Origin of the sequence: Amycolatopsis magusensis (genome assembly GCF_017875555.1) — a bacterium.
In the GTDB taxonomy this organism is placed as follows: Bacteria; Actinomycetota; Actinomycetes; order Mycobacteriales; family Pseudonocardiaceae; genus Amycolatopsis; species Amycolatopsis magusensis.
This window is the reverse complement of record NZ_JAGGMS010000001.1, coordinates 6,902,287-6,917,417: the sequence shown is the minus strand read 5'-3', so window position 1 is coordinate 6,917,417 and position 15,131 is coordinate 6,902,287. Positions and strand designations below refer to the sequence as shown.

Here is a 15,131-nt window from a genome sequence, read left to right as displayed (position 1 = left end):
TCCTCGATTCACCGAATGCGGGAAAGGCGCTGGGTTCGGTGAATCGCTCAGTCCGGGCGGCTGCCCGGTTTGATGGATCGCCAGAGCGGCAGGTCGTCGCCGAGGTAGGAGACCACGTAGCCACCGGCGAGTTCCCGGCTTTCCGGCACGCTCCAGGCCGGGGTGCTGTGCGGGGTGGTGGTGGCGCCGCTGGATGCCGGGGCCGGGACCACGGGATGCGGGGTGCTTCCCTTGCTGGGCAGGGGGAGCGGCTTTTCGGACCGCGAGGCTGAGCCGGTTTTCCGTGCGGTGGCGTGGCTTTCGGTGGCCGCCGCGTCCGCGGTCTTCTGCTGGTAGGTGGTGACGGCCTGCACGTTCTCGTGGGTCGCTGACACGTTCGCGGCTTGTGCGTGCTGCGCTTGAGCCGGCTGGGGGAGCGGTGTCGCGGCTGCTTGCTGCTTCTGGCCGGCGCCTGGCGCGGCGCACGCGAACCACGCCGAGCCGCCGGGGAAGGGGGGCAGCTGGGGTGCGGCTTCGACCACCTTGCTCACCGCTTCGCCGGTGAGGCCGAGCACCGGCGAGACCGTGTGCTCGACGAGGCCGAGCACCGGCGTGGTGGCCCGGACCAGGACGGCCACCGGTTTGCCGACGAGCTCGAGGATCGGCGTCACGGCTTCGGCCACCGCGTTCCCGGCGAGCCCGAGGACCGGTTCCAACACGGTGGCCACTGGTTGGACCACTCCGGCCACCGTGTCGCCGGTGAGGTCGAGCACCGGCGACAGGACGCGCACCGGTTCCTCGAGGAGACCGAGCACGGGCGCCACCGCGTCGACCGCGTCGGCCACGGTGTGCTCGGCGAGGTCCACCACCGGCGCGACCGGCTCGAGAACCGTGTCCTGCGCGAGTTCGAGGATCGGCGTCACGGGCTTGGTCGCGGTGTTCACGGTTCTGCCGACCAGGTCGAGGATCGGTGCCACCGGTTCGAGCGAGTCCTTGCCGAGCGCCGAGTTGACCGGTCCGGTCACCGCGTCGGTGGTGGTGTCGAGGATCGGCAGCCCGGCCTTGGGCTTCACGGCCTTCGGCTTCACCGGCTCCGGCTTCACAGGCTTTGGCTTCGCGGGCTCCGGAGTCGCTGGCTTTGGCTTCACGAGCGGGGAAGCCTCGACCGGCTTTACGGGTTTTTGCCAAGAACCCAGCAACGCGTCAATCGGTTTCACCAGATCGTGTAACGGTTTCTCCGGTAGTGCCGGTGGTTCGACCAGTGGTTTCGCTTCGGCAGCATTAGTCAGAACGCACGACACGGCGAACATCGCCAGCACCAGCCCGGCCAGCCACAGCAGCGCACGCACCAGCGTGTGCCGCCGCACTCTGCCGTCGGCCGAAGCCACCGCCGGACACCTCCGAAACCGGATGAACGCGCTCCCAGTAACCCCAGCTTCGATTATTCACGGTCATCCCGCTCGCCGGTGCGCCCGAACGGCCCAGCCTGGAAGAGGTTTGGCGTCCGCCGATCCGGGGGTACGCCTACTACCATGTGGTACGCGGTGAGCTTTCCGGCATTCGTGATGATCTCAGCGCTGCTGCTCGAGCGGTACGAGCGCAGATGCGACATCGACGCGCCGCGCCGGCGTTCCCGGCGGCGGCGTCAGACCTGGGACTCGGCCAACAGTTTGAGCGCCAGCGCCTGGAGTTCAGGCCCCGCCTTGTCCGGGGTGCCGGTGTCGAACGGCGGGCGCGGGTCGTACTCGACGGCGAGTTGCAACGCCTGGGCCGTGCGGTCGTCGGCGAGCAGCGAGGCCAGCTAGGCCTTGCCGAGGATCATCGAGCCGGTGCACACCGACGTGGTCCACTTCGTGCGCCGGTGGATGCCGCGAATCCACTGCAGCACCCGGGGCCGCTCGAACACCGCGAACGCCGCCCGGTCGCACCCGGGCAGGCGCGCGAGGATCTCCGCCGGGCATCAGCGCACCCGGGACTTGCGCAGCCCCAGCAGGGCGTCCACCACCAGGAACCCGATCAGCGTCACGCCGAACACCGGCAGGAACCAGACCGCCAGCGCCCCGGCCACCACGAGCGCGACCAGCCCCGCCGGGGGCATCGACCGCCAGCCGCCGCGGGCGAAGGGCTTGCCCATGGCGAACCCGTCGCGGGTCGGCCTGCGGTGCCACCACATGCGGTAACCCCAGACGACCATGGTGATCAGCGCGAGGCAGACCACCGCCAGCACGAGCTGGTTCGGCAGGCCGAACAGCATACCCATGTGCGCGTCGATGCCCCAGCGCGCGAGCTTGGCGCCGAGCGGGTAGTCGTCGAACCGCAGCGTCTCCAGCACCTGGGCGCTCGCCGGGTCGATCGCCACCGTGTCCTGCTTCGACGGCCAGCCGGTCTCGATCTGCTTGACCAGGTACACCTCGCCCTCCTTGGGCAGGGTGAGCTCGACCCGCCCGTCGAGGCCGTGCGCGCGGGCCGCGGCCAGCACCCGGTCCGGTCCGGCGTCGGTCACCGGGGCCGAGCCGCTGTGCTCGCTGTGCCCGGCGTGGCCACCGTGTTCGGCGTGCTCGGACATGCTGGCGGACAGCGTCGGCGTCTGCCACGACAGTGCCTGGCGCACGTCGGTGATGCTCTCCCCGGCGTACTGCGACCAGGTCAGCCCGGTCACCGACAGGAACAGCAGCACGATGGCGACCCACGAGCCGGTCGCGGCGTGCCAGGACACGAGCTTGCGCCTGCCCTTCGCGTGCCGGTCGGCCACGCGGTGCTGCCGCCGCTTCGACCACCACAGCACCAGCCCGCCGAGCACCACCACCCACAGCCAGCTCGCCGCGAGTTCGCTGTACAACCGGCCGAAGTCGCCGAGGTGCAGGCCGCGGTGCAGCTGGTCGATCCAGGTGCGCACCGGCGTCGCCTGGCTGGACCCGTAGGTCTCCAGCACCCCGCGCACCTCGCTGCTGTACGGGTCGACGTAGGCGGTCAGCCAGTGGCTGGCCTCCAGATCGGGCCTGCTGAAGATGACCTGCGTGGTGTCGGTCGCCTCGGGTCCCGGCCGGACCCGCACCACGGTCGCGTCGGGCACCGCCTGCCGCGCGGCCGCGAGCTGGCTCTCCAGTGGCTGGGCCGAGGAGCCGGCGGGCACGGTCATCTCGTGGGCGTAGACGACCTGCTCCAGTTGCGGGGTGAAGATGTAGAGCAGTCCGGTCAGCGCGGCGACCAGCAGGAACGGGCCGATGAAGACACCGGCGTAGAAGTGCAGGCGCAGCAGCAGCGGACGCGCTGAGCGACGCCGCGCTCTCGCCGCTTCCGGGTCGGTTCCAACGAACTCGTCAGTGGTCACGTCGCTACAGTCGGCCGGGAGCCGCGGGAAGTTCCCGGCGATCCGGCGCCGGTCGCCTCAGCGGTGCGCGAGGACCAGCCAGGCGGCGGCCAGCCCGCCGGAGTTGGTCGCGGTGTGCACCGCCATCGGGGCCAGCAGGCTGCGCCCGGTGTGGCGCCACCAGTGCAGGAACACCCCGGCCCCGGCGGCGCCGAGCATCGCCAGCGCGGAGACCAGCCACAGCGGGAAGCCGCCGAAGGTCTCGGCCACCGCGGCGTTGCGGACCAGGGCGAGCGAGGGCAGCAGGTGCCAGAGCCCGAACAGGCCCGCGGCGCCGAGCACCGGGCCCCACCGCCAGCGCTGGTCCGCGCCGAGCAGCGCGGGCAGCACACCGCGGAAGGCGACCTCCTCGATCAGCACGGTGCCGAGCGGGATGCGGATCAGCGTCTGCCAGAGGACCTCGGTGAGGTCGGGCGAGCCGACACGGCCGTCGTCGAACAGCGGGCGCAACGCGGGCACGGCCAGTGCGACGCCGAAGGCCAGCAGCACCACGCCCATCCCGATCAGGCCGACCACCGCGCCGCGGCCCAGGTGCCGCCTGCCCAGGCCCATTTCCGGCGACGCCACGCCGGACGCGCGGGCGAGCACCACGAGCAGCAGCGCGGCGATCGTGCCGCACACCGGGTAGGCCCAGCCCGGCAGCACGCGGTTGGCCAGGAAGGTGGCGGCGGCGAGCAGGAGCACGGCCACCACCACGGCGAGCACGCGGGGACCACCGCCGGTGCGCACACTCATGCCCCGACCGTAGATCGCCACGCGCCGCCTCGCCGGGTCAGTGCAGGTCAGTGCAGGTCAGTGCAGGTCCAAGACCGCCTTGCCGCGGATCCGCCGGGACAGCAGGGCGTCCACCGCGTCGGTCGCCCGCTCCCACGGAACGCGGTGATCGACCTGCGGGTCGAGCTCGCCGCGGCCGAGCAGTCGTGCCAGGTAGGCGAGGTCGTCGCCCAGCGGCACGGAGATGACGAACGGTTCGAGCCGGCGGTGACCACCGCGCAGGCGCTCGGCCTCCCAGTCGATCGTGGTCGCCTCCCCGGAAGCCTTGCCGACGGCCAGCGCGACCCCGCCCGCCTCGAGGTGGGCGAACGCCTCGGCCAGGAGCGGACCGCCGACGTTGTCCAGCACGCCGGTCAGCGGCTCGCCGGTCAGTTCGGTGACCACCTCCGCCGCGCCCAGCTCGCGCAGCCCCGCCCCCCGAGCGGGACTGCCGACGAGCGCGACGACCTCGGCGCCCGCTCGGGCCGCCAACTGGACGGCGAACCGGCCGACGCCCCCGGCCGCGCCGGTGACCAGCACCCGCCGCCCGAGCACCGCGCCGAGCGCGCGGACCGCCTGCAGCGCGGTCACCCCGGCGACCGGGAGCGCCGCCGCGGCACCGAGGTCCACGCCGTCGGGCACCACGGCGAGGTTCGCGGTGTCGACCGCGCGGTGCTCGGCCCAGCCGTCCCGCCAGCCGAAGGTCGTCACCCGGGCACCGGCCGGTGGGCCCGAGCCGTCCGCCGCGGGTTCGAGGACCACGCCCGCCGCGTCCCAGCCGGGCACTTCGCCGGGTTCGCGCCGCTCGGCGAGGTAGGCGACCTCACCGAAGTTGATCGAGACGGCCTTGATGCCGACCAACGCCTGGGAGGCGGTCGGCACGGGTTCGGGGACTTCGGCCAGCCGGAGGCCGCGGGGCGCGGCGGGGTCGTGCACCAGGGCACGCATGGGAGTTCCTCTCGTTCTCAGCGGATCAGGCCGGCGTGGTGTTCGAGGAACTTCGCCACGTCGTCGGGGTCTTCGAGGGGGAGTGGGTAGATCACCAGCCGGTCGACACCGAGGTCGGCGTAGCGGCGGGCCTGGGCTGGGTCGACGGCGACCGGCTCCAGCTGCATGTAGGTGATCTCCAGCTTGCCCAGCCGGGCGGGCCGCTCCACCTCTTCGGCGGCGCGGCGGAGTCCTTCGAGATGCTGGGGGAGGTCGTCGGCGGTGCCGTTGCCGAACCAGCCGTGCCCACGGGACACCGCCCGCCGGAACGCCGCCGGACTCGCCCCGCCGACGACGATCCGCGGCCCGCCCGGCGACACCGGCCGCGGATGGGCGTCGATGTCGGCGAAGTCCACGAACTCGCCGTGGAACTCCGGCTTCGGCTCGGTCCACAACGCGGTCATGGCGTCGAGGTACTCGTCGGTGCGCTTGCCGCGCCGGGCCATCGGCACGCCGATCGCGGTCATCTCCGGTTCGAGGTAGCCCGCGCCCACGCCGAGCAGCAGCCTGCCGCCGCTGAGCACGTCCAGGCTGGCGGCCTGTTTCGCCAGCACCAGCGGATTGCGCTGCGGCAGGATGACGATCGCGCTGCCGACCTGGAGCCGCTCGGTGACCGCCGCGACGTAGGCCAGGTGGACCAGCGGATCGAGGAGGCCGTCGGTGGGCTCCATCGGCGAGTCGGCGGTCCGCGGGCTGGGCAGCACCACGTGTTCACCGGCCCACCAGGAGGTGTAACCCAGCTCTTCGGCCAGTCGTGCCAGCCGCCGCGTGTCGGCCGGCCCCAGCGTCGCTTTCATGTTCAACCCGTGCACACCCAGTTCCATGCCGCCCATCGTGCGGTCGTGGCCCGGTTCCCGTCCAAGACCTGGCGTGATAGCCGTCGGTTATCGGTACTCGCGCGTCACGCTTGCATGCCGCTGTCCTTCAGGACGTAACGCAGCGTCAGCTCCGCGCGTCTGACAAGACCAAACGAGCCACGGAGCGTGGCCACATTCGTCACCGATTCCGACTGGATAACCTTTGGCTATGGAAGCGCATCTGCGGGATCTCCGGTACTTCACCGCCGTGGCGGAGGAGCTGAGCTTCACCAAGGCGGCCACCGAGCGGCTGTACATCTCCCAGCCCGCGCTGAGCAAGCAGATCCGCCAGCTCGAGAACCTGTTGCGCGTCACCCTGTTCAACCGCGACCACCAGCGCGTCACGCTGACCGCGGCCGGGGAGGCGCTGCTGCCGCGGGCGAAGCAGCTGCTCGGGTTGTGGGACGAGACCTGGCGCCAGGTGGCCGAAGCGGCGGCGGCCAAGGAGGCCACGTTGACGGTCGGCTTCCAGACGCGGCCCGGGCGCGGGCTGATGCCGCGTGTGACGGCCGAGCTGGCGAGGCTGCTGCCCGGCTGGCGCCTGCTGTTCCGCCAGATCGCCTGGCGTGACTCGACCGCGGGCCTCGCGCGGGGCGAGGTCGACGTGGCGGTCGCCTGGCTGCCGGTGCCGGACAGCGGGGACCTGGCCTGGCGGGTGGTGGCCAGCGAGGACCGGTGGGTGGCGCTGCCGCGCGACCACCGGCTCGCCGCGCTGGCGGAGGTGCCGTTCGCGGAACTCGCCGACGAGCCGTTCATCGCGCTGCCCGCGTCCGCCGGAGCGTTGCGGCGGTTCTGGCTGGCCGTCGACGAACGGGAGACCCCGCCGCGCATCGCCACCGAGGCGGAGACCGCCGAGGAGACCTTCGAGGCCGTCGCCTCCGGGCTGGGCGTGGTGCTGCTCGCCGCGGGCAACGCCGCCATCTACGAACGCGACGACCTGGTGTTCCGCCCGGTCACCGGCCTCACCCCGGCGGAACTCGCCGTGGTCTGGCGAGCCGACGACGACCGCCGCGCCATCAAGGTCTTCGTCGAAGCCTTCTTCCAGTGCCTGTGCGCCGGGAAGCCCTGAGACGTGCCGTGAATGTGGCTTTCATGGCCGATTCCGCCGTGAAAGCCACATTCACGGCACCTGCTCGCTCGCCGGGGCGGTCCGGCGGATCCACCGGTTGACCTCCGTTCGTCGGTAGTCAACGCGATCTCCTTGCTGTCAGTCTTTCACCGACCGTGAGAGCACAGTGGTGAGGAGATCCTGGGTGGCCACCAAGCGAATCCTGCGGCAGGCGGTGAGCGCGGTGAGCACGGCCGTGGCCGGCGCCGCACTGGCCGCGACCGGCCTGGTCGCGGTGCCCGCCGCGCAAGCGGCCGACGACTACTACGCCGGTGCCGAGGGCAAGACCGGCGCCGAACTGAAGGCGGCACTGCACACGATCATCAGTTCCGGGGTGAGCACCCTGAACTACGACGACGTATGGGGGGCGCTCAAGACCACCGACGAGGACCCGGCCAACGCGAGCAACGTGACCCTGCTCTACAGCGGTGAGTCACGCAGCAAGGACGCCAACGGCGGCGACTCCGGCGACTGGAACCGCGAGCACACCTGGGCCAAGTCCCACGGCGACTTCGGCACCTCGCCGGGGCCCGGCACCGACATCCACCACCTGCGCGCCACCGACGTCACGGTGAACAGCATCCGCGGCAACAAGGACTTCGACGCCGGTGGCGAGCCCGTCGACGGCGCACCGGGCAACCTCACCGACGACGACTCGTTCGAGCCGCGCGACGCGGTCAAGGGTGACGTGGCCAGGATGATCCTGTACATGGGCGTGCGCTGGGACGGCGGCGACGGCTTCCCCGACCTCGAGCCCAACGACCAGGTCGGCAACGGCGCGGCCCCGGCGATCGGCAAGGTCTCGGTGCTGCTGCAGTGGCACGAGCAGGACCCGGTCGACAGCGTGGAGCGCAACCGCAACGAAGCGATCTTCGGTATCCAGAAGAACCGCAACCCGTTCATCGACCACTCCGAGTGGGCCGACTCCGTGTACTAGGCGCGGGCGGTCTTGACTGGGCGCCGGATCCCTGGTGGTCTGGACCAAAGATCATCAGGGAGGTCCGGTGCCCGCACGAATCCGAGCCACCGCGGTGGCCGCCGTCCTCGGCGTCGCAATGGGGCTGACGCCGGGCGCGGCGGCCACCGCGGTTCCACCGGGCCGGGAGAGCCGGTTGCCGGTGGTCACCCCGACGCCGCAGTCGATCGACACCAACGGCCGCCAGCTGCGCGTGCCCGCCCGCGTCGGGCTGGTCCTCGGCGACGGCGCCGACGAAGCGACCGCGAACCTGGTGCGCCGCACGCTGGAAAGCGCTGGTGCGCGGGAGATCGTCGGCGAACGCGCCGAACTGACCGTGGTGGCGGGCTTGCTCTCCGACCCCGACGTGTCCGGAGCGCTCGCGGAAGCCGGTGGCGCGAAACCCGGTGAGCTGCGGCCCGAGGGGTATTCGCTGGCAGCGCGGGCGAAGGGCCGTGGTGGCCTGGTCGCCCTGGCGGGCAACGACGGCGACGGCGTGTACTACGCCGCGCAGACCCTGCGCCAGCTCGCCGCACCCGGCCGGATCGCGGCCGCCAAGGTGGCCGACTTCCCGCTGATGGCCCTGCGCGGCAGCATCGAGGGCTTCTACGGCGCTCCCTGGTCCCACGAGGACCGGCTCGACCAGCTCGCCTTCTACGGCGACATCAAGGCGAACACCTACATCTACACCCCCAAGGACGACCTCTACCTCCGCGAGAAGTGGCGCGAGCCCTATCCCGCCGCGGAACTGGCGAAGATCAAGGAACTGATCGACGCCGCGGCCGGGCACCACGTGCAGTTCACCTACGCGGTCTCCCCGGGGCCCTCGATCTGCTACAGCGACCCGGCCGACATCCAGGCGCTGCGCGACAAGCTCGCCTCCATCCACGAGCAGGGTGCGGACAGCTTCTACATCGCGCTCGACGACATCAGCTACACCAAGTGGAACTGCGCCGGTGACGAGCAGGTCTACGGCGCTCCCGGTCAGGAAGCGGCCGGGCGGGCGCAGGCCGAGCTGCTCAACGGCGTCCAGCGCGACTTCCTCGACCCCGCCGGCGCGCAGCCGCTGCAGATGGTGCCGACCGAGTACTCCGACGTGGCCGACTCGCCGTACAAGAAGGTGCTGCGCGAAACCCTCGACGAGCGGATCGTGGTCCAGTGGACCGGTACCGACGTGGTGCCGCCGTCGATCAGCGTCGCCGACGCGGAGAAGGCCGCCCAGGTGTGGGGCCGCAAGGTCTTCCTGTGGGACAACTACCCGGTCAACGACTACGGCCAGACCACCGGGCGGCTGCTGCTGGCGCCCTACGACAAGCGCGAGGCCGGGCTGCACACCGCGCTCGGCGGCATCGTGCTCAACCCGATGAACCAGGCGGCCCCGAGCAAGGTGGCGCTGTTCGGCGGCGCGTCGTTCGCCTGGAACGACCAGGACTACGACGCCGGGCGCACCTGGCGGGCCGCGGCCGACTACCTCGCCGCGGGTGAGACGAAGACCGCCGAGGCACTGCTCGCCTTCTTCGACACCCAGCACCTGGCGCCCACCTTCGGCGACGTCGTCTGGCAACCGCAGGCCCCGGTGCTGAAGTCCAAAGTGGACGCCGTGCGGGCGGCGCCGCGGGGTGCGGCGTTGCGGCGACTGGACCAGTACGCCGACCTGCTCGCCGCGGCCCCGGAGCGCATCCGCGCCGGGGTGCCCGACCCGGCCTTCTCCGCGCAGGCGAAGCCCTGGCTGGACGCGCTGACCCTGTGGGGCCGGGCCCTGCAGTCCACTGTGGACGGCGTCCGGCTGGCGGCCGCGGACCCGGCCGGTGCCGACCGCGCCTTCGCCGAAGCGGAGCGGCTGGCCGCCGAGGCGGCGAAGATCCGCACGATCCCCGGGACCACCCGCCCGCAGGGCCCGGTCCGGGTCGCCGACGGCGTGCTGGACGCCTTCCTCGCGGACGCCCCCGGGCTGGTGGGGCGCCGCTGAGCGGGGGACCCGGGTTTGCCTCCGGCCCGGCGATGAGGAACCCTTGACCCTGAACGAGTCTGCGGTCAAAGGTGAAGGTGTCCCGGGGTGCCGAACGAGCTGGAGCGACCCACCGGGGTAGTGGTGTGCCCGGAAGTGGCCGCCGGGGCCTGGCTGGCCGCGCCCGATCCCGCCGTGGTGCTCGACGCCGGTGGCCTGCTGGAATCGGTCAACGAAGCGGCGGCGCTGCTGTTCCCCGGCGCCGGAATCGGCAGGCCGGCCGCGGCCGTGCTGCCGGCGTGGCTGGCCGGAGCCGGTTCCGCCGTGCCGGTCTCCGGGCAGGTGGACGGGCGCAGCTTCACCGCGCACCCGGTGCGCCACGAGGACGGCCGGGTGAGCTGGTGGCTGGTCGAGGACACCGGCCTCCGGCTCGAACGCGAGCGCGCCGCCTTCCTCGGCGAGGCGTCCAACGCGCTGCTGTCCTCGCTGAACCTCAAGCGCTGCATGGAGGTGACCGCGGAGCTGTCGGCGCGGCACCTCGCCGACGCCGCGGTGGTGATCTCGCCGGTGACGCGCCGCCGCCACCCGATGACCAGCTGCGTGCGCGGTGGCCGCCCGCAGCACGCCGAGCTGCTGATGAACCCGGCGGACGTCCCCGGCCTGAGCGAGGCGCTGCAGGGGTTCCCGCCGGTGCCTTCGCGGTGGCTCGACCCGCAGCACGCGCCCGCCTGGCTCGTGCCGGAAGGCTTCGGCGAGGTCGGCTCCATCGTGGTCACGCCGCTGCCGGGGCAGGGCGTGCCCGCCGGTGCGCTGATCCTGCTCCGCCACCGGGAACGCGAACCGTTCGCCGATTCCGAGGAGGACTTCGCCCGCCTGTTCGCCGCGCGGGCGGGTGCGGCGATGGCCGCGGCCCGCCTGTTCGCCGAGCAGACCTCGATCACCGAAGCCCTCATGCGCGAGCTGCTGCCGCCGGTGCTGCCCGAGGTCGCCGGGGTGGAGTTCGCCGGTGGTTACCGCGCTTCGCAGGACACCGACCGGGTCGGCGGCGACTTCTACGACGTGCACCCCGCGCTCGCGGGCGGTGAGGAAACGCTGGCGATCCTCGGCGACGTCTGCGGCAAGGGGCTCGAAGCCGCCGTGCTCACCGGCAAGGTCCGCAACACCCTGCACGCGCTGCTCCCGCTCGCCGAGGACCACCACCGCATGCTGGGCCTGCTCAACGGCGCGCTGCTGAACTCGCACAACACCCGGTTCGTCACCCTGGTGCTGGCTTCGGTGGCCAGGGACGGCACCGGGGTGCGGCTGCGGCTGACCAGCGCCGGGCACCCGCCGCCGCTGGTGGTGCGCGCCGACGGCCGGGTCGAGGAGGTGCCCACGGCGGGCACGGTGATCGGCGTGCTGCCCGAGATCGAATCGATCTCCGCCGAGGCGCGCCTGGAGCCGGGGGAGAGCTGCCTGCTCTTCACCGACGGCATCATCGAGGCCAAGGGCGGCCCGCTCGGCGAGACCATGTTCGGCGAGGAACGCCTGCGGCGCGTGCTGGGCGAATGCGCCGGCATGCCGGCCGAGGCCGTCGCGGAACGCGTCCAGATGCTGGCCTCGGAATGGGCGGGCCGCAACCCGCACGACGACATGGCGGTACTGGTGATCACCGCCCCGCGCGGGCAGCACCTGACCGCGGTCGGCGGGCTCGGAAGAGGCAGGTACACCACATGAGCACGCCGGTGGGGACCGCGGTCGAACGGCTCTGGGGCGCCGCGGTCGGCGGGGACGAGCAGGCCGCGGTGGAGGCGGTGCTCGCCGCTCTCGACGCCGGGCTGGACCTGGAAGCGGCCCTGCTCGACGTGGTCGGCGTGGTCCAGCGGCGGGTCGGCCTGGAATGGGCGGCCAACCGGCTGAGCGTGGCGCAGGAGCACGCGGCCACCGCGATCAACGACCGGGTGATCGCCGCGGCGGTGCATTCGCGCCCGCGACCGCGGGCGGTGCTCGGCCGCGTCACCGTGGCCTGCGTGGACGGCGAATGGCACGCGCTGCCCGCCCGCCTGCTGGCCGAGACGCTGCGGCTGCGCGGGTTCACCGTCGACTACCTCGGCGCCCAGGTGCCCGTGCCGCACCTGATCACCCACCTGCACCGGACCGGCCCGGACGCGGTCGCGCTGTCCGGCTCGCTGGCGCCCCGGCTGCCCACCGCGCACGCCACCATCACCGCCTGCCAGGCCGCCGGGGTGCCGGTGATCGCCGGTGGCGCGGCCTTCGGCCCGGACGGCCGCTACGCCGGCCTGCTGGGCGCCGACGCGTGGGCAGCCGACGCCCGGGCCGCGGCGGAACGGCTCACCGCGGGCCCGCTGCCCCGGCCGCGCGGGGTGCACGAGGTCATCGACGACCTGCCGCACCTGGCCGACCAGGAGTACACGATGGTCACGCGGACCGCGGCCCGGCTGGTCAAGGCGGTCTACACCGGGATCGAGGAGCGGGTGCCCGCCATGCGCGAGTACACCGAACTCCAGCGGCAGTACACCGCCGAGGACATCGCGCACATCGTGGAGTTCCTGGCCACCTCGCTCTACGTCGGGGACGACGCCCTCTTCTTCGACTTCCTGACCTGGACCGCCGAGATCCTCTCGGTGCGCGGGGTGCCGGCGGAATCGCTGCGCCCCGCACTGGACCTGCTCGCCGTCGAGCTGCGCGACTTCCCCCGCGCGCACTCCCTGCTCATCGGCGCGCTCGAACACCTGGGAAAACCGGCATGATCTGCACCTGGACCACCACCCACGACGAGCGCACCGCGGTGCTCCGGCTCGACGGGGACCTCGACTACACCTCCGCCGAGGAGTTCACCGCGCTGGCCACCGCGCGGCTGGGCACCGCCGGCGTCCTCCGGATCGACTGCGCCGCACTGGGGTTGTGCGACTCCAGCGGCCTGTCGGCCCTGCTGATGGTCCGCCGCTGCGCCGACGCCGCCGGTGTGCCGGTGCTCCTGGACAACCGCGGCCGCGCGCTGGACCGGCTGCTCCAGGTGACCGGCACGTTCGCCTACCTGACCGGCGAGGCCACCGGGGTCGCCGAGCGCCACGGGCACGACACCTAAGCTTGTGCCCGGCCGGGAGTGCTTTTCGGTGCGCACAACGAAAAGGGGAGGACCGCATGCCCGCGGAGTCTGGTGACCACCCGGCCGATGGCGGGCTGTGGTCGGTCGCGGTGGGCGAGCGCGACGGCGTCACGGTCGTCTCGCTCTCCGGTGAACTGGACCTGGCCGCCGTCGACGACCTCGGGGAGGCGCTGGGCACCGCCCTCGACGCGGGCGGCGAGGGCCTGGTGATCGACATGATCGGCGTGGGGTTCTGCGATTCGAGCTGCCTGCACGCCCTGCTGCGCGCGGCCGCCAGGGCGCGGACCTCGGGCACCGGGTTCGCGCTGGTCGCCGTGTCGCCCGCGGTGATCCGGCCGATCACCGTGCTGCAGTTGCGCGAGATGCTGCCGATCGCCGGCAGCGTCTCCGAAGCCGTCGCCTGGGTCCGCGAACGCTGAACCGGCCGTCGACGGCCCATTCGTGCACACGGGCGAATCTGCTTGGACGCGGTTCACCGCGCGTCTACGCTTCCCGCCGTGAACGCGTCCGGGCAGGAGCCGACGACGGTGTACGGGCACGTCGGCGTGGTGCTCGACTCCCAGTCCGAATACGAGGAACTGGTCGGGATGGCCCGGGCGCGCGGCGGGCACGCGGGGGAGAAGGTCATCGTCGTGGGCTCCGCCGAGCCGTGGGGTCGCGGCGCGGCGCTGCTGGCCCCTTTTTCGCTGGGCGCGGGCCTGGTCGGCGGGTTGCGCGCGGAGGTGAGCGCCGCGCAGCGCGAGGGTTTCCGCGGCATCCGGGTGGTCGCCGACATGCGCGAGCTCGGCCTGGACTCGCTGGCGGCGCGCGAACTGCTGGAGTTCGAGCTGGACCTGGATCGCGTGGTCAGCGAAGCCGGGGCCACGATGGTCTGCGCCTACCGCAACGACGGGTTCACCCCGGCGGCGGTCGGCGCGGCGATGTGCGCGCACCCGCGGGCGTTCGGCGCGAACCGGGAGGACAGCGGGTTCCGGATGGGCAGCACCGGCCGTGGCGAATGGCGGGTCAGCGGGGAGATCGACCGCTCGAACGCCGATGCGTTCGAAGTGGCGATGACGACCGCGGCCGGCATGTCCGCGCGGATGCGCCTGACCTTCGACGACCTGCGGTTCATCGACGTGGCCGGGATGCGGGTGCTGGCGCGGGTCACCGCGGCGTTCCCCGCGCTGGGGCTGACCCTGGTCGACCCGCCCCCGTCGTTCCTGCGGTGCTGGGAGCTGTTCGGCTTCGCGACCGCGGGCCGGGTCACGACGGCAAGAAGGGCAGGGTGAACAGGAACACCCCGACACCGAGCAGGAGGCCCGCCGACACCTGGCGCAGCCGGGTGCCGGGCAGCCGCCGCGCGAACCGGGCACCTGCCACCACCGCGGCCGCCGCGACCACCCCGAGCAGCGTGCCGAGTCCATAGTGGACAGAACCGGTGGTGCCGTAGCCGAGCACCGCGAACGCCGCCAGCGGGAGCTGGATCAGCTGCCCGGCCGCGACCGCCGCCAGCGGTGCGACGCCGAGCAGTGAGAGCACCGGCACCAGCAGGACCGGCCCGCCGGTGCCGGTCAGCGCCGAACCGAACCCCACCACGGCCCCGGTGACCACGGCGGTGGCCGTGGGCAGCGCGGTGCGGTCCCCGCCGCTGCCGCGCCGCAACCGGTGCGCCCCCGCGCCGAGTGTGATCGAGCCGAGCACCAGCCACACCACCAGCGGCGGCACGAGCCCGTTGACCAGGGCACCGGCGACCGCGGCGGGCGCCGCGCCCAGCGCGAGCCTGCCCGCCAGCGGCCAGGGAATGGTGCCGTGCCGCGCGTAGGCCAGCGTGCCGACCACGCCGGTGAACAGGAAGGCCCAGCTACTGGTGCCCGCCGCCGCGGGGACGCCGAACCCGCCGAGGTGCACGAGCGCGGGCGGCAGCAGCACACCGCCGACGCCGACCGTGCCGATCAGCAGGCCCACCGGCACGGCGAGCAACAGCATCCCGAGCAGCACCCCTTGAACCTAGTCGCGGTGACTACTCGATCGGGTCGTGCCGTTGCGGTTCGCCGGGTGGCCTACCGATGACCACAGAGGACAT

At 72.7% G+C, this 15,131-nt stretch carries 14 protein-coding genes; 8 read left to right on the top strand and 6 right to left on the bottom strand.

All coding sequences use genetic code 11. From position 1 onward, the window contains the following. Window positions 1-47: 47 nt before the first annotated feature. The 5 genes from JOM49_RS30725 to JOM49_RS30700 form a co-directional block, all read right to left on the bottom strand. The gene (locus JOM49_RS30725) at window positions 48-1,367 is read right to left on the bottom strand and encodes a superantigen-like protein SSL4 (RefSeq protein WP_209667667.1); all 1,320 of its coding nucleotides are present in this window, start codon (window positions 1,365-1,367) and stop codon (window positions 48-50) included. 572 nt (window positions 1,368-1,939) lie between these two features. Beyond that, window positions 1,940-3,310, bottom strand: coding sequence for a PepSY-associated TM helix domain-containing protein (locus JOM49_RS30715; RefSeq protein WP_209667666.1), 1,371 nt, complete (start codon window positions 3,308-3,310; stop codon window positions 1,940-1,942). Between the two features lie 57 nt (window positions 3,311-3,367). Then, window positions 3,368-4,084 (bottom strand): CPBP family glutamic-type intramembrane protease, encoded by a 717-nt coding sequence (locus JOM49_RS30710; RefSeq protein WP_209667665.1) that lies wholly within the window; start codon window positions 4,082-4,084, stop codon window positions 3,368-3,370. 57 nt (window positions 4,085-4,141) lie between these two features. Further along, on the bottom strand, window positions 4,142-5,050 hold the full coding sequence (locus tag JOM49_RS30705; protein WP_209667664.1) for a zinc-binding dehydrogenase: 909 nt from the start codon (window positions 5,048-5,050) through the stop codon (window positions 4,142-4,144). Between the two features lie 17 nt (window positions 5,051-5,067). Further along, window positions 5,068-5,913 (bottom strand): LLM class F420-dependent oxidoreductase, encoded by an 846-nt coding sequence (locus tag JOM49_RS30700; RefSeq protein WP_209667663.1) that lies wholly within the window; start codon window positions 5,911-5,913, stop codon window positions 5,068-5,070. A 202-nt stretch (window positions 5,914-6,115) separates the two neighbouring features. Here JOM49_RS30700 and JOM49_RS30695 point away from each other — a divergent pair, with 202 nt between their 5' ends. The 8 genes from JOM49_RS30695 (at window position 6,116) to JOM49_RS30660 (ending at window position 14,337) form a co-directional block, all read left to right on the top strand. Continuing rightward, window positions 6,116-7,015, top strand: a complete 900-nt coding sequence (locus tag JOM49_RS30695) for a LysR family transcriptional regulator (RefSeq protein ID WP_209667662.1) — start codon at window positions 6,116-6,118, stop codon at window positions 7,013-7,015. A gap of 235 nt (window positions 7,016-7,250) precedes the next feature. Beyond that, a complete protein-coding gene (locus JOM49_RS30690) occupies window positions 7,251-7,991 on the top strand; it encodes an endonuclease I family protein (protein ID WP_308159075.1) in 741 nt (246 codons plus the stop codon). Window positions 7,992-8,058: 67 nt separating this feature from the next. Continuing rightward, on the top strand, window positions 8,059-9,978 hold the full coding sequence (locus tag JOM49_RS30685) for a glycoside hydrolase family 84 protein (RefSeq protein WP_308158932.1): 1,920 nt from the start codon (window positions 8,059-8,061) through the stop codon (window positions 9,976-9,978). Between the two features lie 87 nt (window positions 9,979-10,065). Continuing rightward, a complete protein-coding gene (locus JOM49_RS30680; RefSeq protein WP_308158931.1) occupies window positions 10,066-11,673 on the top strand; it encodes a PP2C family protein-serine/threonine phosphatase in 1,608 nt (535 codons plus the stop codon). Continuing rightward, on the top strand, window positions 11,670-12,707 hold the full coding sequence (locus JOM49_RS30675) for a cobalamin B12-binding domain-containing protein (RefSeq protein ID WP_209667661.1): 1,038 nt from the start codon (window positions 11,670-11,672) through the stop codon (window positions 12,705-12,707). Before JOM49_RS30680 ends, JOM49_RS30675 begins: the two co-directional genes overlap by 4 nt. Next, window positions 12,704-13,045, top strand: a complete 342-nt coding sequence (locus JOM49_RS30670) for an STAS domain-containing protein (protein ID WP_209667660.1) — start codon at window positions 12,704-12,706, stop codon at window positions 13,043-13,045. The genes JOM49_RS30675 and JOM49_RS30670 overlap by 4 nt, the downstream gene beginning before the upstream one ends. A gap of 56 nt (window positions 13,046-13,101) precedes the next feature. Further along, a complete protein-coding gene (locus JOM49_RS30665) occupies window positions 13,102-13,485 on the top strand; it encodes an STAS domain-containing protein (protein ID WP_209667659.1) in 384 nt (127 codons plus the stop codon). 78 nt (window positions 13,486-13,563) lie between these two features. Next, window positions 13,564-14,337, top strand: coding sequence for an MEDS domain-containing protein (locus JOM49_RS30660; protein ID WP_209667658.1), 774 nt, complete (start codon window positions 13,564-13,566; stop codon window positions 14,335-14,337). On the opposite strand, the gene JOM49_RS30655 is transcribed toward JOM49_RS30660, so the two are convergent. Further along, window positions 14,312-15,046: a sulfite exporter TauE/SafE family protein gene (locus JOM49_RS30655; protein ID WP_209667657.1), complete on the bottom strand. Its 735-nt coding sequence runs from the start codon at window positions 15,044-15,046 to the stop codon at window positions 14,312-14,314. The two genes, JOM49_RS30660 and JOM49_RS30655, sit on opposite strands and share 26 nt — an antisense overlap. Between the last annotated feature and the right edge of the window lie 85 nt (window positions 15,047-15,131).

What these genes read in the sequence shown, in the direction of transcription:
- JOM49_RS30710 (WP_209667665.1), bottom strand. Translation starts at nt 4,084, where the DNA reads ATGAGTGTGCGCACCGGCGGTGGTCCCCGCGTGCTCGCCGTGGTGGTG.
- JOM49_RS30705 (WP_209667664.1), bottom strand. Translation starts at nt 5,050, where the DNA reads ATGCGTGCCCTGGTGCACGACCCCGCCGCGCCCCGCGGCCTCCGGCTG.
- JOM49_RS30700 (WP_209667663.1), bottom strand. Translation starts at nt 5,913, where the DNA reads ATGGAACTGGGTGTGCACGGGTTGAACATGAAAGCGACGCTGGGGCCG.
- JOM49_RS30695 (WP_209667662.1), top strand. Translation starts at nt 6,116, where the DNA reads ATGGAAGCGCATCTGCGGGATCTCCGGTACTTCACCGCCGTGGCGGAG.
- JOM49_RS30675 (WP_209667661.1), top strand. Translation starts at nt 11,670, where the DNA reads ATGAGCACGCCGGTGGGGACCGCGGTCGAACGGCTCTGGGGCGCCGCG.
- JOM49_RS30670 (WP_209667660.1), top strand. Translation starts at nt 12,704, where the DNA reads ATGATCTGCACCTGGACCACCACCCACGACGAGCGCACCGCGGTGCTC.
- JOM49_RS30665 (WP_209667659.1), top strand. Translation starts at nt 13,102, where the DNA reads ATGCCCGCGGAGTCTGGTGACCACCCGGCCGATGGCGGGCTGTGGTCG.